Origin of the sequence: Paraglaciecola sp. MB-3u-78, from assembly GCF_002835935.1 — a bacterium.
Taxonomy (GTDB): domain Bacteria; phylum Pseudomonadota; class Gammaproteobacteria; order Enterobacterales; family Alteromonadaceae; genus Paraglaciecola.
In genome coordinates this window covers 232469-255410 of record NZ_PJCF01000012.1, presented here as the reverse complement: position 1 = coordinate 255410, position 22942 = coordinate 232469, and the positions used below count along the sequence as shown (strand labels likewise).

At 40.5% G+C, this 22942-nt stretch carries 19 protein-coding genes and 1 pseudogene; 11 read left to right on the top strand and 9 right to left on the bottom strand.

From position 1 onward, the window contains the following. Positions 1-102: 102 nt before the first annotated feature. Positions 103-249, top strand: a complete 147-nt coding sequence (locus tag CXF95_RS30905) for a hypothetical protein (RefSeq protein WP_157828230.1) — start codon at positions 103-105, stop codon at positions 247-249. Here the strand turns inward: CXF95_RS30905 and modF are convergent. The 3 genes from modF to CXF95_RS23800 all read right to left on the bottom strand — a co-directional run bounded on the left by modF (position 246) and on the right by CXF95_RS23800 (position 3790). Beyond that, on the bottom strand, positions 246-1685 hold the full coding sequence (gene modF, locus CXF95_RS23810; protein ID WP_101200997.1) for a molybdate ABC transporter ATP-binding protein ModF: 1440 nt from the start codon (positions 1683-1685) through the stop codon (positions 246-248). The two genes, CXF95_RS30905 and modF, sit on opposite strands and share 4 nt — an antisense overlap. A 429-nt stretch (positions 1686-2114) precedes the next feature. Further along, on the bottom strand, positions 2115-2399 hold the full coding sequence (locus CXF95_RS23805) for a DUF4389 domain-containing protein (RefSeq protein WP_232788007.1): 285 nt from the start codon (positions 2397-2399) through the stop codon (positions 2115-2117). Positions 2400-2791: 392 nt separating this feature from the next. Then, positions 2792-3790: a D-cysteine desulfhydrase gene (locus CXF95_RS23800; protein WP_101201016.1), complete on the bottom strand. Its 999-nt coding sequence runs from the start codon at positions 3788-3790 to the stop codon at positions 2792-2794. Between the two features lie 262 nt (positions 3791-4052). Here CXF95_RS23800 and CXF95_RS23795 point away from each other — a divergent pair, with 262 nt between their 5' ends. After that, complete coding sequence (locus CXF95_RS23795; protein WP_101200996.1) at positions 4053-5897, top strand: DUF294 nucleotidyltransferase-like domain-containing protein; 1845 nt, start codon at positions 4053-4055, stop codon at positions 5895-5897. Positions 5898-6058: 161 nt separating this feature from the next. On the opposite strand, the gene CXF95_RS23790 is transcribed toward CXF95_RS23795, so the two are convergent. Continuing rightward, complete coding sequence (locus CXF95_RS23790; RefSeq protein WP_101200995.1) at positions 6059-6700, bottom strand: glutathione S-transferase; 642 nt, start codon at positions 6698-6700, stop codon at positions 6059-6061. Between the two features lie 152 nt (positions 6701-6852). On the opposite strand from CXF95_RS23790, the gene CXF95_RS23785 reads away from it, so the two are divergent. Continuing rightward, positions 6853-9195: a peptidase U32 family protein gene (locus CXF95_RS23785; protein ID WP_101200994.1), complete on the top strand. Its 2343-nt coding sequence runs from the start codon at positions 6853-6855 to the stop codon at positions 9193-9195. A 142-nt stretch (positions 9196-9337) separates the two neighbouring features. Here the strand turns inward: CXF95_RS23785 and CXF95_RS23780 are convergent, their stop codons facing one another. Further along, a complete protein-coding gene (locus CXF95_RS23780) occupies positions 9338-9631 on the bottom strand; it encodes a high-potential iron-sulfur protein (RefSeq protein WP_101200993.1) in 294 nt (97 codons plus the stop codon). A gap of 452 nt (positions 9632-10083) precedes the next feature. On the opposite strand from CXF95_RS23780, the gene CXF95_RS23775 reads away from it, so the two are divergent. The 4 genes and pseudogenes from CXF95_RS23775 to CXF95_RS23765 all read left to right on the top strand — a co-directional run bounded on the left by CXF95_RS23775 (position 10084) and on the right by CXF95_RS23765 (position 12781). After that, on the top strand, positions 10084-11040 hold the full coding sequence (locus CXF95_RS23775; RefSeq protein WP_198556578.1) for an IS1595 family transposase: 957 nt from the start codon (positions 10084-10086) through the stop codon (positions 11038-11040). Between the two features lie 19 nt (positions 11041-11059). Beyond that, positions 11060-11113: pseudogene (locus CXF95_RS31595) on the top strand (hypothetical protein); the annotation flags it as partial. Then, on the top strand, positions 11109-11522 hold the full coding sequence (locus CXF95_RS23770) for a S24 family peptidase (protein WP_101200992.1): 414 nt from the start codon (positions 11109-11111) through the stop codon (positions 11520-11522). The pseudogene CXF95_RS31595 and the gene CXF95_RS23770, both read left to right, overlap by 5 nt. Continuing rightward, positions 11510-12781, top strand: coding sequence for a Y-family DNA polymerase (locus CXF95_RS23765; protein WP_101200991.1), 1272 nt, complete (start codon positions 11510-11512; stop codon positions 12779-12781). The genes CXF95_RS23770 and CXF95_RS23765 overlap by 13 nt, the downstream gene beginning before the upstream one ends. Before the next feature lie 214 nt (positions 12782-12995). On the opposite strand, the gene CXF95_RS23760 is transcribed toward CXF95_RS23765, so the two are convergent. After that, positions 12996-13442 (bottom strand): hypothetical protein, encoded by a 447-nt coding sequence (locus tag CXF95_RS23760; RefSeq protein WP_101200990.1) that lies wholly within the window; start codon positions 13440-13442, stop codon positions 12996-12998. Between the two features lie 478 nt (positions 13443-13920). On the opposite strand from CXF95_RS23760, the gene CXF95_RS23750 reads away from it, so the two are divergent. Then, positions 13921-14622, top strand: a complete 702-nt coding sequence (locus CXF95_RS23750) for a pyridoxamine 5'-phosphate oxidase family protein (protein WP_101200989.1) — start codon at positions 13921-13923, stop codon at positions 14620-14622. A gap of 69 nt (positions 14623-14691) precedes the next feature. Here CXF95_RS23750 and CXF95_RS23745 read toward each other — a convergent pair whose 3' ends face one another. The 3 genes from CXF95_RS23745 to CXF95_RS23735 all read right to left on the bottom strand — a co-directional run bounded on the left by CXF95_RS23745 (position 14692) and on the right by CXF95_RS23735 (position 17061). After that, positions 14692-15090: an MmcQ/YjbR family DNA-binding protein gene (locus tag CXF95_RS23745; protein WP_101200988.1), complete on the bottom strand. Its 399-nt coding sequence runs from the start codon at positions 15088-15090 to the stop codon at positions 14692-14694. Between the two features lie 70 nt (positions 15091-15160). Continuing rightward, positions 15161-15724 (bottom strand): phosphoribosyltransferase, encoded by a 564-nt coding sequence (locus CXF95_RS23740; protein WP_101200987.1) that lies wholly within the window; start codon positions 15722-15724, stop codon positions 15161-15163. Between the two features lie 125 nt (positions 15725-15849). After that, entirely contained in the window at positions 15850-17061 is a 1212-nt protein-coding gene (locus tag CXF95_RS23735) for a lipoprotein-releasing ABC transporter permease subunit (RefSeq protein WP_101200986.1), read from the bottom strand. Positions 17062-17191: 130 nt separating this feature from the next. Here CXF95_RS23735 and CXF95_RS23730 point away from each other — a divergent pair, with 130 nt between their 5' ends. Genes CXF95_RS23730 through CXF95_RS23720 form a run of 3 tightly spaced genes read left to right on the top strand, consistent with a single transcriptional unit; the run spans position 17192 to position 22919 of the window. Continuing rightward, positions 17192-17794, top strand: coding sequence for a PilZ domain-containing protein (locus CXF95_RS23730; protein ID WP_101200985.1), 603 nt, complete (start codon positions 17192-17194; stop codon positions 17792-17794). Between the two features lie 14 nt (positions 17795-17808). After that, entirely contained in the window at positions 17809-21303 is a 3495-nt protein-coding gene (mfd, locus tag CXF95_RS23725; protein WP_101200984.1) for a transcription-repair coupling factor, read from the top strand. Continuing rightward, positions 21303-22919 (top strand): CsiV family protein, encoded by a 1617-nt coding sequence (locus CXF95_RS23720; protein WP_101200983.1) that lies wholly within the window; start codon positions 21303-21305, stop codon positions 22917-22919. Before mfd ends, CXF95_RS23720 begins: the two co-directional genes overlap by 1 nt. Positions 22920-22942: the final 23 nt, after the last annotated feature.

The following is a 22942-nucleotide window of genomic DNA, read 5'->3' as shown; positions in this document are numbered from 1 at the left end:
AACGAATAGAGTAGAATTTAGTAGTCATTTTTTGTGGAGGTCACTATTTAATACAGACTCAATCCGCTCAATCCAGCTTTATATACAGCTGTGATTCAAGAAATGTCTACTTATACTAAGAAAACCTCCAGTTCTAAAGTTGTTGATGGGGACCGCCGTCGTGCAACCATGAAATGGGCTTGGGAAAGCGAAAAGTTTATTTACAACCCTGAGTTTCAACAATTTGTTGATGGTATTCTAGGGGATTAATAATCTGTCATCGACAAATGCTGTTTAATGCTTGGGATCACATCCTCTTGATGGTGATTCACGTACAATAAAGTGGTGCTGCCTTCTCTTGCGAGCAATTCAATTAATGCTAATACTTTAAGTCGATTAATATCATCTAATCCATTACAGGGTTCATCTAAAATCAGTAGGGCTGGGTGTTTGGCCATGGCACGGGCAAGTAACACTAAACGTTGATCACCAAAAGACAATGCTTGAAAAGGCGTAGCAGTTTGTTTTTTTAACCCCATTAACGCCAACCACTGTTCAGCTAGTATTATTTGATTTTTGGTGGCTTGTTGGTACATACCTATACTGTCGTAAAAGCCTGACAATACAACCTGCAATAATGAACAATTAACCCGATAATCTAAATGAAACGCGTTTGATAGATACCCGATGTATTGTTTGATTTGCCAAATACTTTCACCACTGCCCCGTTGATAACCAAACACATAAATATCATTCACATAACACTGCGGGTGATCGCCGGTGATCAAATTTAATAAGCAGGTTTTACCCGAACCATTTGGGCCGGTGACTTGCCAATGTTGTTGTGCTTGAATGATCCAATTCAAATCCCTAAAAACAATATTTTCACCATAGTTCACCTTAACATTGGTTAACTTCACCAAAGGCGCATTCGCATCTAGGGGATGTGGAGCGAAACTATCGCTATCTTTGGCTGGCAAGACTAAGTCTTGTTGTTGCATATGTTGTAGCTGACTGATGTGGGTGAGTTGTTCAGCTAAATTATCATTAATGAGTGTTTGCCATTGAATAGCCCCTGATTGCATCAACACTAACTGCTGACAGAAGCTCGGCACTTCGCTTAAACGATTGAGCACAAAAACAAAAGTAGTCTCAGTGGATATTTCCAGGAGTAACCCATTAAAGTCAGCGCACGCTTGTTGGTCTAATCCATCCCATGGTTCGTCAAGGATTAACAATTTAGGATGGCTCAATAATGCTTTTGCCAACAGTAGTTTGCGGGTTTCCCCTGTAGACAAAGCACGAAATGGTTGCTGCAACATACCCGCGAGAGAAAAAACATCCGTCACTCGTTTCACTAACGTTAGATCAATTTCATTTGGACTCAAGCCTTCAAACAAAATCTGGTGCACTGTTGTGGGTACGGGAATAATATCGAGTATATCTGCACAATCTTTTTGTTTTTCAGCTTCGATTAACCCTTGCTGTTGCTCAACCGACACCCAAGCAATATTCGTAGTCACTTGGTGTTGCCCATCTAACCATTCCCCCTCACCGGCAACTAATGCTGCCAGTGCAGATTTTCCGCTGCCGTTTGGCCCTAATACAACTGTGTGTTGTAACGGTTTTAACTTAAGGGAATCAATATGTAGATGAAAATGTTCGGCAAAAATACCGTGACAGTTTTGTAGAGTGACTAAGGACATAAAGGTAAACGTTAAAAAATTTGCCGTATCCTACCAGAAAATGTGACTCGTTCATTCTTAGGGCGAAATTTATACTTTAAATATAGCAATACCTTGTAAATTTCACTTTGCCTTCACTTTGGCTCACGTATGCTAAGTACCGATGATTTATCAAGCGTGCATATTTTGAATATTTATTGATTGAAGATAAATAGTTTGAACATTTCAAACACATTTACGCAAACACGTAAATGTGTTCCTAGGGCATTTATATAACAAAAATTATTGGATTATTAATGATTTTCATCCATTCAAGGGATCAGTTTTTGTCTCTTTTTCCGCCTTAATTTCATCCTTGATATCTTCATCTGTGGTTGCAACAACCCCATCATCATCTTTTGGCTTAGGCTCAGTAGAGTCGAAATTTTCGTTATGACTCTCATCCAGTTTTTATCCCGGTGCTCCATCTGGAAAAGGGATAAAAGGAAATGGCATTTCGTCGGTTTTGAAGGTGAGAAACAAGGTAATTTGATACAGGTAAGTACTCAAATTCTGACCCAGAGGTATCATTGCTTCATTCGTCTGCCCTTTAAAGAGAAGTGTGATAAATTGAAAAACAGCCACTAAGGTGACGACCAATTTTGCCACCCCCGAAATGATGGCAAAAACAACCATAAATAAACCCCGCTTCCAGGTATCCAGATTAGTTAATGTTGCTTTTGTTGTTTCGTTCATTTGATTCTCCTGATGACATTGTTGTGAGTTGTACGTTTTACGTAGATAAAGCAAATATGAAGCCAACAATATCTACAATAAAATCAATAGGTTAAAGAAACCGTTGCTCTGTGAAATATATAAAACACCAGTTATTAAGTTTTATCGCCAGATTGTGATGAAAATCACCAAACTCACCTTAGGTACTTCAAACTTCAATTTATGTAGAATACTGATTGACGGTAATTGCCATTTAGCGGTGCTTAACGGCAGAATTGGCGGACATTCATCGCTATTTTATCGCAATAAAATGAGAGTCTGGATCAATCATTTAAAGTTAATGTCTCATCCATTGTGATCTCATTATCAAATAGCGAACATGAACCACTAATTGGCTAAACAAATAATTATCATTAAGTTAAAAACGTTTCGCGGTATCCAAAGAGTCCTTGACTGCCGCCTGTGTGTAAAAATAGCTGATGGCTATTCTGTTCAATCACACCTTTGGCACATAAATCCATAAAACCTGCCATTGCTTTTCCCGTATAAACGGGGTCTAACAAGAGTCCTTCAAGTTGTGCGCAGCGCTTAACTGCGGAGATCATTGATGGTGTTGTTATACCGTACCCTTGGCCGTAGTAACTTCCATTGGTGGCGACTCTCCCTTCAGCTTCGTTGGGATTGATACCAAGTTGCGTTAATATATCTCTAAGTAATGCATCAACTAACTGCTGCTGATCTTCAGTTGTTCGACTCACCGTAATGCCAAGTACTGGTATATCTACTTTTGCAGCAATAAGCCCAGCTAATAAACCAGCTTGTGTACCCGCACTGCCAGTAGCTAACACAATTTGATCTATCTGAATATTTTCAGTGACTATCTGCTGCAAAATTTCATTTGCACAGCGTACATAACCTAAACTGCCAATCACATTCGAGCCACCCATTGGAATAAAATATGGTTTTCGCCCCTCACTTTTTAATGTATTGATTAAAGCTTCAGCGTAGTCATTACAGTCTTCACCTAGGCTTAATGTATGAATTTTAGCGCCAAATAAACTATCGAGTAACATATTGCCATTGTTGTAATAATCCGTTTTTGGCGTGCCAGTGACATCTTCTAAGACCAATTCACAATCAAAACCAAATTTGGCGGCTGCTGCTGCAGTCTGTCTTGCATGATTTGACTGAAAGCCACCAACAGTGACTAATATATCGGCACCTTGTTGTTGGGCATCTGCTATCAAATATTCAAGTTTACGCGCTTTATTCCCACCTCCAGCTAGACCCGTGCAATCATCCCGCTTTACAAACAGATTGCATCCTAATTCATTAGATAATCTTGGTAACCGTTCTAGCAATGTAGGGGCATGTGTAATGCTTACTCGGGGAATAAGGTTAAAATCTTGCATATTGACCACTTCTTTTAATGTTGATGATTTAAGTTCTAACACCCCACTCACAATCTTGCCAGTGAAGCGTTAGTTTGCGGCTCTATCATCCGAGTAATTTGGGGCCAACACCCAATAATAACTCGTCAATTGTAGCTAGGTGTTTAAACGTTTGATTACTTTACGATGAATTAACAGCCAGGCTCGTTTTATGATTACGATCAATGTTTGAAATTGAATTAGTCATTAGTATAAATTCAATAACAACAAGGGTTACGCCATTATGGTTAATACAGAACTCACAGAATTGCTTGATTTTCTGAAGATATATCAGCCCTTAAGCGCTTTATCACACAATACACTTAGTCAATATGCAGCTACATTATCATTAAGCTATCGTAAAAAAGGGGCAAAACTTCTCACAGTAGGCTCTTCTAATAACAAACTTTATATGATCAGGTTGGGAGCGGTCGCTTTATATAACACCGAAAATATTCTTATTACAACCTTGGCAGAAGGCGCGTTCTTTGGATATTTATCTATGTTGGAAGATAAGCCGTTACATTATCAAGCGGTCTGTGTAGATGATTGTTTATTGTTAGAGTGCAGTAAACAGAATTTTGATGAGTTTAGACTCCATCACTTGGCATTCGATAAATATTTCACCCACGACGCAGGCGATCATATTTCCACGGCGACACCAGGACAGGTTGATAGTCCATTGATTTTTTATGATGTTGGGGAAATACTCAGCAGAGAAGCTGTTTGTGTAGAGGATAATGAAACCATACATTATGCGGCACAAAAAATGACGGCTGAAAATGTGTCGGCACTGCTAGTGATGCAGGGTCAAACACTAAAAGGGATACTAACAGACAAAGATTTACGTAATCGAGTCATCGCAAAAGCAATGGATGTCAGCTTACCAGTGACACAGATTATGACGAGTAAGCCAATCACTGTTGATGTTCGGACTTCGCTGGCTTGCGCTCAACTACAAATGATGCAAGAAAACATTCATCATCTACCCGTTATCGAAAACGATAACGTTAAGGGCCTTGTGACCTTAAATGACATTATACGGGTACAAGCTGATCATCCTGTTTTTATGGTCAGGGATATTGGTAAACAAAAAAATCTTAAAGGATTAGTCACTATCAGTATGCGTGTACCCAAATTGTTTTGTCAATTGGTGCGCATGGGTACTAAAGCCAGTGATGTGGGTTGCATCATGACCAATATAACCGATGCAATCACTAAACGCTTGGTCGCACTAGCCTTTGAAAAATTTGGTCATCCACCCATTGCTTATGCTTGGCTAGCATTGGGTTCTCAAGCGCGCAAAGAGCAAGCAGCTAAAACAGATCAAGATAATGCACTGGTACTCGCTTCAGGCGCGACTCAAGAACATATAAAGTATTTCCTTAAAATTGCGCACTTCGTAAATGATGGTTTAGATGCTTGTGGTTATGTGTATTGTCCAGGTGAAATAATGGCAAGAAACCCCAAGTGGTGTCAGAGTATTGATGACTGGAAACATGATTTCAGGCAGTGGATATTACGACCCGAACCTAAAGCACTTATGCATGTTAAAATCTTTTTTGATTTACGCTGCATTGATGGTGATGAATCATTGATATCTGAATTACAGGATGAGGTGGCATCTCACGCTAAAAGCCAGCAGATATTTCTTAGTTTGTTGTACAAGATTTCACTTGAGTTTCAACCGCCCATAGGATTTTTCAGGAAGTTTGTACTCAATAATAAAGGAGAGCATAAAGACACTCTGGATCTCAAACATAACGGTTTAGTACCAATTGTTGATTTGGCCAGAATCTATATGCTGTCGAGTGGACACAGTGAAGAATATACGTTGAAACGTCTGAAACTTGCAGCCAGTGTGGAGGCAATAACCCAAAAAAGTGCAGACAACTTATTAGATGCTTTTGAGTTTATCTCATACCTACGCATTCAACATCAGGAACGCCAGTTAAGTCAGGGCATTAAACCCGATAATTATATTTCTCCCCAAGACCTCTCGCCGCTAATGCGCGACCAATTGCGCTCAGCATTTGAAGTGATCGCAACCTTACAAAAAGCGTTGGGTCAGTGTTTTAGCGGTGTGTGAACTCGTGTTTACATCTATTCACTATCTACTTATTACTGAGTTTTGACTGTGGTGGACAACATAAATATTTCGCCCGTTTGTGACATGTTTTGGGTGTCAGGTTTGCTCATGACATTATTGCATTTAAAAGCATTTACCACCGACATCCTATTACGTTTCATTCACCCATTGTTTACCCACAAATCATGCTTAGCCATCACTTTTGTAAACATGGTACTTTGCAGGTAATGATTGAGCCACTGCCTTACCTTTGGATACGGCGACTGCAGGTACCATTGACGTTCTACCTTGGCAAACTGCCGAATAAACGGCACCAATGCAATATCTGCCAAGCTCTCTTGTTCTGACATTAAGAAAGCACTTTGCATTAAGCGATTTTCTAGCTCTTTAATGAACACCTCGCAGACATGCCTGCACTCGATAACGTTATCTTCACGATATCGTTTAGCAGCCTTATAAGCGTTCAAACAGGTTTTAAATTCATTATCAAATTGTGCAATCAATTTCAGCATGTTTGGTAACGCGATTTGATCATGGGAGTGCAACAAATTATCAGGGTCGTTATTTGTTAGCGCCCACAACATAACATCTAGACTTTCGTCAATTACTGTCGGTGTCTGTTGTTCATTAGCTAACACTAAAATAGGTACTGTGCCTTTGGCCGAAGCCGCGAGCATTTCAACAGTTTTTTGCTTGAGATTAACCTCTCTTAAATCAATCTGAAGCTGGGCTTTATGTATGCCTATCCTCGCTCGCATCGCGTAGGGGCAATTTCTTAAAGAATAAAGTATCGGCAATGGCATATTTTGTATTTATCGCTATTTTTTTCGCTACTGGGCTGCTAAATCAGCGACTTTGCAGTGTTTACAAAGATTAATCTACTGTAGCGATATTCATAAGCGAAATATACGGGTAAAATCCGCGCTTTAAAATTAACCGGCCCAAATTGACCTACATGAATCATAAAATTGAATTGTTAGCCCCAGGCGGTGATGTTGATGCCATTAAAGCGGCCATTATTGCCGGTGCCGATGCCGTCTATTGCGGTTTAGATACCTTTAATGCCCGTAATCGTGCGTCTAATATTTCTTTTGATGAACTTGTAGGGGTGATTCGACTTGCTCACCAGTATACATGCGAAATTTTCCTGACTTTAAACATTGTGATTTTAGAGCGGGAATTTACCTCCCTAGCTAAGTTATTAAGTAAACTGGTGAATACCACACTAGATGGCGTGATTGTTCAAGATATTGGTATGTTTAACCTGATCAAAAAACACTTCCCGACCCTAGATATTCATGCATCAACCCAGCTCACCACACACAATGCAGGCCAAATTGGTTTTCTTAAAAAACTCGGCGCTTCAAGAGTGAATTTATCTAGAGAGCTAAACCTCAGGGAAATAACTGAATTAACCGCAGTAAGCCGCGAACACGAGATTTTAACTGAAGTGTTTGTACACGGTTCACTTTGTGTGGCTTTCTCGGGGTTATGTTATTCAACCTCTGCAAGTGTAGGTAATTCAGGTAACCGAGGCCGTTGCAGTCAAGCTTGCCGTGAAGAATATGAAACCACAGCAACAGGTCATAATTTCCCACTGAACATAAAAGACAATTCAGCATTTTTTGACTTGCCTGCATTGATAGAAGCTGGCGTGACTTCTTTTAAAATAGAGGGGCGAATAAAAGGCGCAAGTTATGTACACACAGTGGTGGATAGCTTTCGTAAACAAATAGATGGCTTTATTAGAACAGGTCAATTACTTGAAGACGGCGAGCGTCTTTACAAAGTATTTAACCGAGACTTTTCAAATGCTTTTTTGCGGGGCGACTTGAATCAATCGATGTTTATTGATAATCCACGAGACAACTCAAAAAACCATGCCATAGCAAAGTCCAGCGGCGTGACAGATAACAATCTTATTTCAGTGGTGCAAATCCAAGAAGTCGAACAAACGCTTTACCAAGAGAAAAACGAAATCAACGATGCGGTAAAAAATAAAATTCAATATTTAAGTATTGATAAAGTACCTTTAACCCTTAGCTTTTCCGGTGAAGCTGGCAGTCAATTAAGCCTAACCCTGAGTACTGAAAACGAAAATAGCACAGAAGCATTGTCTACCCAGCAGACCCCAGCGGTTAATATGCCCAAAACTGCTGCGAAAAGTTTTGTATTACAATCCACTAGCCTATTAACCAAAAGTGAACACAACGGAATTGATCAAGCCACACTTGATAAACGTTTCAGAAGTTTGGGCAATGCTGAATATGTGCTTAAAGTAATCGATTTACAGCATTTGGCCGCAGATCTCAGTGTACCCTTTAGCGAGCTTACATCTCTAAAGAATGAAGCCGCCCGTTTACTAAATGACAATAAGGCGTTGTTGCCTGCAGTGACATTGCCGGCACTTGAAAGACATGCCAAGGGCGCTGAGGGCCAAACCGAGACTCAGGCCAAACTGTCTATATTAATCAGTGACGAGGCAGATATTTATTTAACCGAAGTCACTACTGCCGATATTTACTTTAAGTTACCCGACGCCTATAAACGTGATTGCACTAAGTACATTGATTTCTTAACAGCAAATCCGCGTTTAATCCCTTGGTTTCCTGCGGTATTAATAGGTAAAGATTATGATGTGGCGATTAATATTTTAGAGCAGGTGGCACCACCATTAATTGTGACGAACAATACAGGTATCGCTTACAGAGCGAATCAATTAGGGATCCAATGGATAGCAGGCCCCTTTTTGAATACCACCAATTCTTATGCCTTAATGGCCATGAAAGAAGAATTTGATTGTAGCGGCGCGTTTATTTCTAACGAGCTTAATCAACAACAAATGAAGAACATTGCCCGCCCTGCCAACTTCAAATTGTTTTACAGTATCTATCACCCCATCTTACTGATGACCAGCAGACAGTGTTTCTTCCAGCAAAGTGTGGGCTGTGAAAAACCCAGAATAGATAATGGTTGTATGTTGTCATGTGACAAATCAACCACTATTACTAATCTTAAAGGTGTGTCATTTGCGATCGATAAACAAAAGGCGGGTTACCCAAGTATCTATAATCAGGATCAGTTTTTAAATACGCAGGTGATTCATGATTTGGCTGACTTATTTGACGGTTTCTTAATTGATTTAACCAACATTGGAGCCGGTGATAATCTCTCACCTGACAAAGTGGCATTAATTAGTCAATTCGAACAGTTATTGGCTGGTGATCAAAAGGTAGAAATGACCTTAAACGCTATGGTCACCGAGTCAACAGTCAGTCAATACCATACAGGTTTGTAATTCACCTAGACGATTATCCATAACGACTTGTAATCCTATACACCATAATGTCTTTTATAAAAAACAATAAGGCTGCTTGTTTAAGCAGCCTTATTGTTTATATGCAAGGGTAGATTAACTGCGTTAATCTACCCAAGATAATTTATCCCGCTTTTTTCATCCAAGCTGAACACCAGCCTTTAGCATTCACCACTTTACCTGGGAAAATTCCGCATGGGCGCCACTCTTCCCCATCTTCACCTTGAATATATTGGCAATTGTCGCAGTAATGGCCTTCAACCTCTGATTCATGCACATATTTAAGGGCAATAGCGGTTGGATCTTCAAGAGTCACTTGCTCTTGTGCGTTAGCGCGTAATGCCACGCCACCCAGGGTCAATCCGATAATAGATGAACCTGATAATTTTAAAAAGTCACGACGATTAACATTGTTCATTGTTGATATCCTAATTGGTAGACGAAAATAATAATGATTCTCTTTTACGTTACTCCTAAAATGCAAAAACTCGCTATTACGGCGAGTTATTAAGGCTAACGATATGATTAATGCACCTCTTAGTACTTGCGCACCAAGAAATTAGATCCATTAATAATGTGTAAAATACGCATATTGTGATGCTGTTAAAATACTGAAGATAATTGACCTGTAGTTTCTTGCCACTTGTTCGACTATTTCAGCTACCAAATTGAGTCAACCTCATATGGGCCTTATTCTCAGCGATGCCTAGGCAAATTGCAATATTAAAAGAAGTGTTGTCTGGCAGGTATGAATTCAATATCACCCCCACTATCAATTAATATTCTTGCTATCTATCCTATAATTCGCGCTATAATACTGTATGCAAATAAGGGGTATCCACTTAGCTCCACCTATGTCAATATGTAGTGGTGGCTATTTCATCAAATTCACTAAAATCAGGTAGAGATTATCCCGGAAATTGGACTCAGTTTTTACAATGGTTTCCGGATGATAATGCATGCCTTCAGTTTCTGGAGCACTTACGTTGGCCCTCTGGTTTTGTATGCCCACGTTGTCTCAAATTATCCAAACCTTATCACTTAACTCGCGGTCGAATGATGTGTTCTATATGTCGATATCAAGGCACGGTGACAGCAGGAACACTATTTGAAAAAAGCCGAACTCCCTTAACTAATTGGTTTGCCGCAGCTTGGTATATCACTAATGAAAAGCACGGAGTGAGTGCGTTAGGTCTGCAAAGGTTACTTGGGTTAGGTAGTTATCAAACTGCATGGACAATGTTACATCGTTACCGGCGGGCGATGGTCAACCCCAGTCGCGGAAAATTATCAGGTATTGTCGAAGTAGATGAAACCTACGTGGGTGGCGCTGATAAAGCCAAAACCCGTGCTCCTTGTGCCCAAAGTAAGAAATCAATTGTGGCGATAGCGGTTGAAATTAAAAAGCCCAAGGGATTTGGCAGAATAAGGTTAAAACGTATTGAAGCGGCAACGCAAGTTCAATTGCATTCGTTTATACAAGAAACGATAGAGCCCGGTTCAGTCGTCCAAACAGATGGTTCAAGTGCCTATCATAGAATTTATGAGCTTGGTTATGAGCGTAATAAGTTGGTTCAACTTGGGTCTAAAGAGCCTGCTCATGAGACGCTAGTCGGTGTGCATAGAGTCGCTTCACTATTGAAAAGATGGATATTAGGAACTCATCAAGGCTCAGTAGGGCATGAACATTTAGATAGTTATCTCGACGAATATGCCTTTCGTTTTAATCGTCGAGCATCTAATTCACGTGGTTTACTATTTTATAGATTGCTTGAACAAGCGGTGGTTACACCGCCCGTTAGTTATGAAAATATCAAAAAGCGCTAAACACAACATGTAGTGGGTAGTGGAGCTAACAGGATACCCCTTATGCAAATACAGTATTATGAGATGTAATGAATATTATACCGATCAAAGCTCAGGCTGGCATAACCGGTTTCGAGTCGCCCGCATCAGAGTACCAAACACTACCGATGTCTCTTGATGAAATACTTATTGACCACCCAACTGCGACGTTTGTAGGCCTTGCAGTAGGAGACAGTATGACAAGCCACGGCATCTTTGATGGTGATGTATTAATCGTTGACCGAGCAGCCAGGCAAGCCAACATGGACATCATAGTGGCGACATTAAATGGTGTGTTCATGTGTAAACTCTATGACCGTAAAAAGCAGTGTCTATTGTCAGGAAGCGATACTGACACGACCTACCAACTAAAAGATGGGGATGAATTTTTAGAAGAAGGGATTGTCATTCGCTCGGTTAGGAATCACCGTCAATCCACAAAGCTGACAAGATGTTTGGGTTAGTCGATGTGAATAGCATGTATGCCTCATGCGAAAAAATTTTCGATCCACTTGCCCGTCGAACTGGCGTGATTGTGTTAAGTAACAATGATGGTTGTGTCGTTGCTATGTGTAAGTTAGCTAAAGCCAAACTAGGTAATGTGAAATTTCAGCCATTTTTTAAAATTAGCAAACAAGTCGAAGCATCTGGTGTCACAGTTCGCAGCTCGAACTATGAGTTATATGCAGACTTGTCTGCATCGATAATGGATATCCTAAGTCGATATTCACCCGAGCAACATATTTACTCAATTGATGAATCGTTTCTGCGTTTTCAAACCCAGCCAAAAGAAAGTTGGTGGCATCTAGGAAAGGAGATAAGACGGGTAATATGGCAAGAAGTTAGGCTACCAGTCTGTGTGGGTATGGGGCCAACCGCCACACTGGCTAAGGCGGCTAACCATTACGCAAAGAAGAACAGAAATACAGGTGGCGTTAGTGTTGTTGATAAACAAAACATCATGACCGTACTGCAAGAAATGACAGTTGAGGATGTGTGGGGCATCGGTGGCCGCTTAGGTAAAAAACTAAGGTTTATGGCCATTGATAATGCGTGGACACTTTCCCAACAACCCGCAAAAATAATGCGCCAGCAATTTTCCGTCAATATTGAGCGCACGGTTAGGGAATTACAAGGCGAGTCATGCCTAACATGGGATGAAGTAAGAAGCCCAAAACAACAGATATTCTCTACACGGGCATTTGGTGAAAAAGTCACTGATTATGCATCACTAGAACAAAGTTTAGTGATGCACGGTGAAAAGGTAGCCAAAAAAGCACGTAAACAAGGGAGCTTGATCAAGATGATGGTAGCATTTGCTCATTCCAGTCCATTCTCAGACGGTCAAATTTACCGGCGCAATATACATCACGGTTTTTTTGATGCTACCGCAGATAGCCGCGACTTGGCCATTGCTGCTAGCGATGCGGCAAAACAAATATATCGTCCTGGTGTGTTATTTCATAAATCAGGTGTCGGGGCTATAGAGCTGGTAGATAATACTATGTACCAACGAGATATGTTTGCAGCGCAAGGGCGTGACCCCCGTGTTATGGCTGCACTAGACACCATTAATCAACGTTTTGGTCCTGACTCTTTATCAGTGGCCGCAAAAGGTATTCAAGGAAAGTGGCAAATGCGCAGAGAAATGAAGTCACCTAATTACACATCATCATGGTCAGATATGGTGAGAATACACTGTAGCAATATCACTACAAAATGAAATCGGTCCCCACAACTAATGAAAGAAACGGATAGGTATCAAGCTATTGAGCTGCGGAGCAATGGGAGTCAAATCAAAATTTGAAGCATTCTACTGGGAAGTTTGATGGTATCAATATAATGTGAAGGGCAAGTACAACTTGGAATACGACTTAAAAATGATATGCAACAGCCCGCTGCGAGTGAAGATTGACCGTTGAATAAATGGCAATGAATTATCTAAATGTGACTTCTCGTAATAGAGAATCACCGCTTAAATGACGCATCACAACACGTTCTCCACTGCCTTCTTCCAATTTAGCAATAGTGCTCTTAGACCATTCCATATAGGCTTTGTAGCGCTCATCCTCTTGAGTTTTGGTGGCCATTGCTTCAAACATGGTGATTAAATACATGTCTGGCTCGCCGTTTCTAGGATACTGGTTGATTATAACTTTGTAGCCATTAATCCAGCCTTTAGATTTAGCAAACTCCTGAGAGTCACGCCATTTGGTCGATAGATGTTTTGCATAATTTAACCATTGACCATCAACAATGGTAATTGATGATACCTCCCAGTAATCTCCATTTTTAAACACACGCTCGTCTTCAGCTAATGCGTTAAAAGACAGCAAGCTTAAAAAACAAATTAACATACTATATTTTGTTGTAAGTGCTTTCACTGCACAATCTCCTTTCCGTTTTAACTTTGCTTAGCGCCCCAATAGCGCCACTCAAAGAGCAAAGCAACATTACATTATCACCTGATTAATAAATGAACAATATTTAAATCTCAAGACAGTTTATGACTGCTTGATGAGCCTGATAATCATCTTGATATTAGCAGTAAACATATATTGTCGGATGCGCTACTTCGCTATAACAGCAGCTTCATTTTAGTGAGTCATGATCAAGACTTTGTTGCAAAATGTGGGATTACCCACACCTACTCGTTGACAGGTGTCTAACGTCAACGCAATTCAGCTTTGTTGTATAGCCTAGGGATAGTGTTTATCCTTACACTACTCAGAAAAGATGCCAGTGAGTGTGGCTTATTTTATGACAGCTATACGCCAATATGCGGTATTTCTGTTACTCAACCAACCAGAGCAACGACTGATGATTCTGGTGGTTTATTTGTATTGATCACTAAGAAGTAAAATGACTGAAATAGTATATCCAGTATGGCACCAGCGATTAGCGAAGAGTTTGCACGTAAATAATAGTCAAGTGCAATCAAAGTATTATCAAGTGGCGAGTGTGAGCTCAAATGGAGATCCGAAAAACAGAACCATGGTATTTAGAGGTTTCTTGTCAGGCACCCAAAGTCTTTTATCTGTGACTGACTCTAGGAGCGAGAAGATAGAACAATGGCAAGGTGATAATAAGTCGCGGTTTGAAATTTGCTGGTATTTTGCAGGATCCAGAGAACAATTCCGATTGGCAGGGGAAGTAGCATTGATATCTCACTCAATAGATTCAAACTATGGGAATTGGGTCTTGGGGGAACACACCAAGCACAATCTTTTGAAACAACAATGGTCAAACTTATCAACCAACGCTAAGCAGCCTTTTTACTCAAACAGTCCTAAAGCACCATTTGACGAAGATGCAATACAGTCGTTTCCACAAGATGGACTTGTTAATCAAGGCAATGATATTAACGATGAGTTTGACAGCAGAAGCAACAACAACAGTGCACCAAGGAATATTGCTGGTCATTACACCGATATCAGTGATAATTTTTGTGTCGTTGTTTTTATTCCACACGCAGTGGATTATTTAAACCTAAAATCTAAACCGCAGCAAAGATGTCTTTACGATATTCAGGATGACTGGAAAGAGCGAACCGTAAACCCATAAGTGCTAATAACCTAACTTCAGTATGATTAAACAAATGCTAAAAAGTTAGGTTTTTGCTAAAAAAGTTCGTTAAAGATGCAGCAAAATCGATTGTTGATCTTTCACAATCATATTACTTACCACTAGATTAAAAGAGTTATCCATCATCCTCTGTATCTCCCCTGCAGGGACTGATCCATCAAGCTTGACCGTATTCCAGTGGACTTTACTCATATGGTAACCGGGAATAACGGATGGGAATATGTCTCGAAGAATAATGGCTTCTTGAGGATCACATTTAAGGTTTACCCAGCAAATCCCATTACCTGTGTCAACGGACTCATTATCACCCGGACTCATTTTGCCTAAGGTCAAAGTCGCGAACATTTTATGTTTGACTTTAAACACAGATACCCCCTCTCCAAAAGGAAAAGTTTCCACCGTAAAAGGTTTGTTTAATAAATATTCTCTGGCTTGTTGTTGATCCATCTACTTTTCCTTAAATAATAAGGGTAGTCACCTACCCTAACCTAACCTATAAACTAATTTTAGCTGAGAATTAATCTTGTTCTAACAAATGCATGACATTTTTTAAATCTGTTTTGCCTTTCATGATTTCATCGGGTGTTAGACCAGATATCTCATGGGGAAACACTAACCATTCGTCACTTTCGTGCACATAATAATCAGGCACTATGTCAGTTTTGTTATTTTGTGGTTTGTAATATGGACAAGCTATACGTACCTCTTTTGGCATATTCGCCCGAGACAATTTTTTAATTTGTTTCATTAAGGCTTCAACACTGCGGCCTGAATCAAATACGTCATCCACAATTAATAGGCTGTCTTCGGCATTGGCGTTTTCAATCAGATAATGTAAACCGTGCACTTTGATGGTTTTTGATTGTTGATCAATTCCATAATAAGAAGAGGTGCGTACCGCAATATGGTCAGTTTCTACTTTTTTAAAATCGAAGTATTCTTGCACTGCTATGCCTATAGGTGCGCCGCCACGCCAAATACCGATTATGAAATGCGGGCGAAAGCCACTTTCATAAACTTGCGCGGCCACTCGAAATGAATCTTCAAGTAACTGTTGTGCAGTGATAAACGTTTTTTCCATTAGATAAACCTTAAAATTTAGAGTGCGGGTGCAAGTGCGGGTGCAAGTGCGGGTGAAAGCGCGGTTGCTAACGTGGGTACCGCAAAATAAAACTACTAGCCTGCTATTGTATACCCAAGCGCAACTTATTCATATTTTAAAGCATCTGCCGGATTCACTCTTACTGCGCGATAAGCAGGATAAAGGCTGGCCAGAAAACACAAAATAAGTGACGTAACGATAAGAAATATCACTTGTTGCCATTGCAAATCAGTAGGTACACCTTGGCCCTGAGGACTTAAAAATATTGGAAAATCAAATAACCTGATCAAATGATTGATTTGCGTCACCAACAATACGCCAGTCACAACACCAATCGCCGTGCCTTTTATGCCATTGTAGATGCCATTAAACAGGAAAATACCCATAATATTATTGCGGGTCATGCCTTGGGTTAAGAGTATGGCAATATCACCTTGTTTCTCGGTCACCACCATGACCAGAGCCGACACTATATTAAAAGCTGCCACAGATATAATCAGTAACAACATCAGCGACATCATGTTCTTTTCCATCTTCACTGCGTCAAATAACACACCTTGCTGGTCTCGCCAGTTTGTGGAGCTATAACCTTGTGCTTCTAGTGCCTGAACCACACTCTTATAATCAAAGGCATCAGCTAAAAATAAACGGGTTTGGGCTAACTTCGTTTTTTTACTTCTTAACAACCTAGCAGTATCATCAATATGCATTAACACTGCTTTATCATCTAGGGCGGAGCCCATATCAAAAATACCAACCACCCGGAACACTCTTTGGCTGTAGATACGCCCAAAGGGTCCAAAATAACTATTTTCAGAAGCGATCAGACGGGCTTGTTCACCCATCCGTACATTTAATTTGATAGACAATGCGCGGCCAATAATAATACCGTATTCGCCTTTGACTAAATCTGTGAGTCGACCAACCAACATATTATCGGCAATAATCGACGAGCGCTGCATCACATCAGGTTGAATACCTTGGAACATGACACCTTTTAGCCCTTGAGAGGATTGTATTATTCCTTCAGAATCTATTTGTTGGGCACTGGCAACAACACCTTCAATGTGGTTAAACATATTCGGGGTGATGTCTACATCAGGCTTTTTTTGAACTAACACGTGAGGGGTGATCCCTAAATTACGCAATTTAAGTTCACCTTCAAAACCATTCATCACTGACAAAACAGTGATTAAGGCCATCAAGCCTAGGGCAATGCCTGCAACCGAAAAAAAGTTGATAAATGCTATAAAGTGACTGCCTTTAGATGCTTTGGCATAACGTAAGCCAATAAAGGCAGAGAGTGGGTAAAACATAAAAAAGAAACTCTTATAACAACAAAACAGTTAAAAAATAAAGGTTTAACTGTTGGTATAGTGATGAATGATGTTGAATAATACGTGCCTGAAGTAAATCTCACAAGCACCGCAAAAACTGGGAGAGCATATGCAAAACCTAACGCTTGAACAAAAGCATCAACAATTCGATGAGTTTTTCATGATCAAGCACAATATTCCAGTCAATATACTTGTATTAGAAGATGATTTTGTTTTACCCGAAATTGATGATCTACATCAGCATATGCCTTACGAGTTTCAAATAGCCAGTGAACTATCCGCCATTGATACAAAAGCCTTAAGACCTCTACGCCGTTTAGGTGAGCACGCTGTTGAGTTAGCAGAATTTCTGAATCATCAATCACGAAAAATTGATTTAATGATGTCGCTGATTTTGCAACAACACGCAAACCATGAACAAACCTATCAATCGATACAATTCGGTGGCGGCGGCATGGTCCTTGGTAGTGAAAGCGAATTATTAATAGGCGCCGCAATCGAACTTAAATTATTCCTAAGAGAAGAAGCCTCAGCCATTTTTTGTTTTGGTGAAGTTATTGCTTGTAAGCCTGTGGATGATACGTACCATGTATCCTTGATTTTTACTCGTATCCGTGAAGAAGACCAAGACTTATTAGTCAAAGCCAGTTTACATTTGCAAGCGGCTAATTTACGCAAACGCAAGAACCAAGACAAAACCTTAAAGAACTAAAACGAAAGCGATCAATGACTCACAGTATTTTTTCACCGCCTTTACCAAACAATACCCTTAAAACTAAAAATGATATTCGTCATTGGGGTAATCTTCAAGGCAGCAGTACGGCTCTTGTTTTAGCCAATGCAACAAAACTGGCCACCGGCCCAGTATTATTAGTCACCGCAGATACACCCAGTGCTATCAAACTTGAAAAAGAGCTGGATTATTTTTTGCAGGATCAATCTGTTGATGTACAACTATTTCCTGATTGGGAAACCCTACCCTACGATAATTTTTCTCCTCATCAGGATATAGTTTCCCAACGCCTAGAAACGCTCTACCAACTCACCCAAAACGTTTGCAGAGTGTTTATTGTACCCATTAACACTCTAATGATGCGCATGGCACCGGTGGATTATATTAGTAAATATTTACTGATATTGAAGATAAATCAAACGTTAGATATAAATAGTTTTCGCTCAGGTTTAGAGCGCGCAGGATATTTACATGTAAACCAAGTGATGGGTCACAGTGAGTTCTCTATTCGTGGCAGTATTATCGATTTATTCCCTATGGGCAGTCAGCATCCTTATCGCATAGATTTATTTGATGATGAAGTGGATACCATTAGGCATTTTGATCCAGAAACTCAGCGCTCCGGTGACAAAGTAGATGAAATTAAACTGCTACCTGCCAGAGAATTCCCCACAGATAAAGAAGCAAGTTTGTTGTTTAGGCAGCAATATCTCGGTAAGTTTGCTGCAAATAACAGCAAAGAATCCATTTATTACCAAGTAGGTAAAGGCCTGATGCCAGGTGGCATCGAATATTATTTACCACTGTTTTTCGAAAAAACCGCTACCTTATTCGATTACCTCAACGAAGACACCACAGTATTAATGCATGGCGATTTGCAAGGCGCCCATGAAAATCATTGGAAAGATGTCAACCACAGATACGAACAACTGCGATATAACCTGGCGAGGCCCTTATTACATCCCTCTGACATTTTTATGCGTTATGAAGAGCTATTTGGTGCCTTAAAAGAATGGCCTAGGGTTCAAATACAAAACAAAATAGTGGATGAGAAAAGTGGCAGTGTTAACTTTGCCACTGCGCCTGTAGGTGACGTAGCACTAAAACCGCAAAATAAAGTGCCATGGGCGTCACTTAAACAACAAGTAGACCAGTGGCAAAAACAAAAAGTGAAAGTGTTATTTAGCGCTGAGTCTGCAGGTCGTCGTGAAGGTCTTTTAGAAATACTCTCAAAAGCCGAGATCAAACCTAAGGTTTTTAAAGATTTTAATGACTTCATGGAAAGTGCCGAACCTATTGGCATATCCGTGGGTGCCGCCGAGTTTAGTTTTTTACTTGATGAGCCCAAACGCGCCATTGCTTTTATTACCGAAACCGAATTACTCGGGCATAAAATCAGCCATAGGCGCAAGCGTGATAAACGCCAAGGCACAGACGAAAATGCCATTATTCGCAATTTGGCAGAATTACAGATAGGCCAGCCGATGGTGCATTTTGAACACGGCGTTGGCCGTTATTTAGGTTTACAAACCTTAGATGCTGGCGGAATTACCACTGAATACCTGACCATAGAATATGCCAAACAAGCTAAGTTATATGTACCTGTTGCGTCTCTGCATTTAATTAGCCGTTATAGCGGCGGAGATATTGACCATGCACCTCTGCATCACCTCGGCACTGACACTTGGTCAAAAGCCAAGAAAAAAGCCGCTGAAAAAGTCCGTGATGTAGCTGCACAATTATTGGATGTGTACGCCAGACGTGCAGCTAAACCCGGCTATGCGTTCAAAATTGCATGGGATGAATATCAATCTTTCAGTGACAGTTTCCCCTTTGAAGAAACCATAGATCAGCAAAAAGCTATCAACGCAGTGATCCAAGATATGGGCTCAGGCAATGCAATGGACAGACTTGTGTGTGGTGATGTAGGTTTTGGTAAGACTGAAGTGGCGATGCGTGCAGCTTTTATCGCTGCGAATCAAGGTAAACAAGTCGCAATATTAGTGCCGACTACCTTACTTGCCAGTCAACATTTTGGAAATTTTAAAGAACGTTTTGTCAACTGCCCTTTTAGAATTGAGGTGTTATCTCGATTTGTCAGTGCCAAAGATGCAAAAGAAACGGTTAAGGCCATTGCTGAAGGAAAAGTAGATATAGTGGTTGGCACCCATACTTTGTTACAAGATAGTCTTAAATTTAACGATTTAGGTTTAGTCATTATCGACGAAGAACACCGATTTGGGGTGCGCCAGAAAGAAAAATTTAAAGCGCTGCGCTCAGATGTAGATATTTTAACCTTGACCGCTACGCCTATTCCAAGAACGCTGAATATGGCATTAAGTGGTATGCGCGACTTATCGATCATTGCGACACCGCCGGCTAAACGTCTGCCAATCAAAACCTTTGTGCAGCAACGAAACAAAGGATTAATACGTGAAGCCATCATGCGTGAAATTTTGCGCGGTGGTCAGGTTTACTTCTTACATAACGAAGTAGACACCATTGAGCGTACAGCGCAAGAAATTGCAGAGATTGTGCCAGAAGCACGGATCGCTATAGGCCATGGCCAAATGCGAGAGCGTGAACTTGAAAAAGTCATGGCTGATTTTTATCACCAGCGTTTTAATGTGTTGTTGTGTACCACTATTATTGAAACAGGTATCGATGTGCCATCAGCTAATACCATAGTGATGGACCGAGCGGATCACCTTGGTCTGGCCCAACTTCATCAATTGCGCGGACGTGTTGGGCGCTCACATCATCAGGCCTATGCCTACTTGCTAACGCCGCATCCAAGACGATTAAGTAAAGATGCCGCCAAACGCCTAGATGCTATTTCATCCTTAGAAGAATTAGGTGCAGGTTTTGCCCTTGCAACTCATGATTTAGAAATTCGTGGTGCGGGGGAATTATTGGGTGATGGACAATCGGGACAGATTTCTAGTATTGGTTTTACCCTATACATGGATATGCTAGACCAAGCTGTTGCAGCACTAAAAGAGGGTAAAGAGCCCTCTTTGGAAGCGGCACTTGCTGAGCAAACTGATATCGATTTACGGTTACCTGCTCTGTTCCCAGATGATTATATTCCAGATGTGAACATGCGCCTATCCTTGTATAAAAAATTGGTTAGTTGCAAAGATGAAAGAGCAGTCAATGAGTTACAAATAGAACTCATTGACAGATTTGGTTTGTTACCTCAAAGCGCTAAAAACCTGTTAGATATGGCCATGCTCAAATTAAAAGCCAAATTAATCGGTATATCTAAGATAGAAGGTACCAATAAAGGTGGATTTGTAGAGTTTTCGCAAAAAACACAGATTGATCCAAACTTTATTATCAAGCTAATTCAGTCGCAACCGAGAATTTACAAATTGGATGGGCCACAAAAACTTAAAATTAACGTGCCTACTGAATCCGCCAAAGATAGACTTGAACTGTTTAATAATATGCTAACCGAGTTTAGCCAACAATTACGAGCGGCTTAATGACAGATAAAATGACGACTCATCCTCTAAAACAGATGGTTATGGGTATATTTTCTAAAAAGGTTATCTTTGCAGCCTTGCTTACTACCAGTATTTTAGCGCAACCTGCGAATGCGGTTGAGCAACAGTGGTGGTTTGATGTTGAAGTGATTTTATTTGAACGTAATTTAGAGGAGGTCAACTTATCTGAGAAATTCAAACAGTCTCGGCTTGAACAACCTGCCAGCAACGTGCTTGATTTAGTTACGCCCTATCTGAAGCCTGATTTAAGCTATTTAAGGGCCGGGCTGCCATATTGCCGAGCATCGAACCGACTCAAAGTAAAAACACAATATGAGCAAGATTTTGCCTTTCCTTTACCCGTGGCCACAACAGTTGAGACATCGTCGTCCCAGACTGATAAACAACAAAAACCACAAACCAAACAAGGTTTATCTGTTAACTCCGAGAAGGTCACTGCAGAAAATTTTCAATATCAAGTCGCGACAACAGATATATTTACAAAATCCGATGACACAGAGTCTTCAGTTCAAACAACTGACGCCGAAGATGTTAATCCAGGCAACATAAAATTAGCTCCAAAGGCGACTTTAACTAGACCTTCTATTCCGGTCGAATTTATCGAATGGCAAATGCCTAGTGAATTCCTCTGTGCTTACGCCGAACAGGTTGACCCCTCTTTTGAGTCTATGCTCGCCCTCCAAAATGATGAGTCTGGCGCCGCGCCCAGTAATCAAATACAACGGGTTCCAGAGATTATTAATGGTATTGAGTGGCAACAAAAACGTGGGGCTTTTCTGTTACCAACATCCACCATGTATATGAATGAACTATACGAGAAGATTAAAAGGCAGCGAGATATCACGCCAATCTTACATGTAAATTGGAGGCAAGAAGTTAAGTTCGGCCGAGAAGAGGCACAAACATTCAGATTATTTGCTGGTGAAAACTTTGCAGACCAATTTGATGCCAACGGTTTAGCTGTAGTTAAGGATACCGATTCTTTATTTGCTAGTTTGAATCAATCAACAGACGATTTTTATATACCTGAACAAGAGCTAGCGGGTTTAACGCCAGAACAGCAACAAGCACTTTTAGTGAGTATTAATGGCACTGCCCCAGAAGTGGTTACTGAAGACTTATTTGCAAGAATCGCTGCTGCATTAGCAGATGACACGCCTATCAACATTGACCAAGCCGAGGGGCTAACAGAGCACCAAACAACCAAGACTGATCCCCAAATCCTTAAAGAATTATGGCGATTAGACGGTGAAATTACCGTCTATCTGCGTAACGTAGGGCGTATCCCTTACTTGCACATCGATAGTGATTTAGATATCAGACAACCAATATTCGACCCAAAGGAAGCCCAGATAAATGATGGCTTATCGACTGGTTTATCTGGGCAAGGTGCAATAGTGCTCAACCCATTGCAACAAGCAAACTCTCAACAAGCAAATTTTTTACAAAGTGTTAATTTTAATCAGTTGAGGCGAGTGATCAGTAAACAAGTGCATTATTTTGACCATCCGCTGTTTGGCATGATAGTGCGTATTAACCGTTTTCGTTGGCCAGAAGCCGAACAAGAAACCGACATAAACACCAGTGATCTCTGAATAACAGAGTACAAATTAATAAT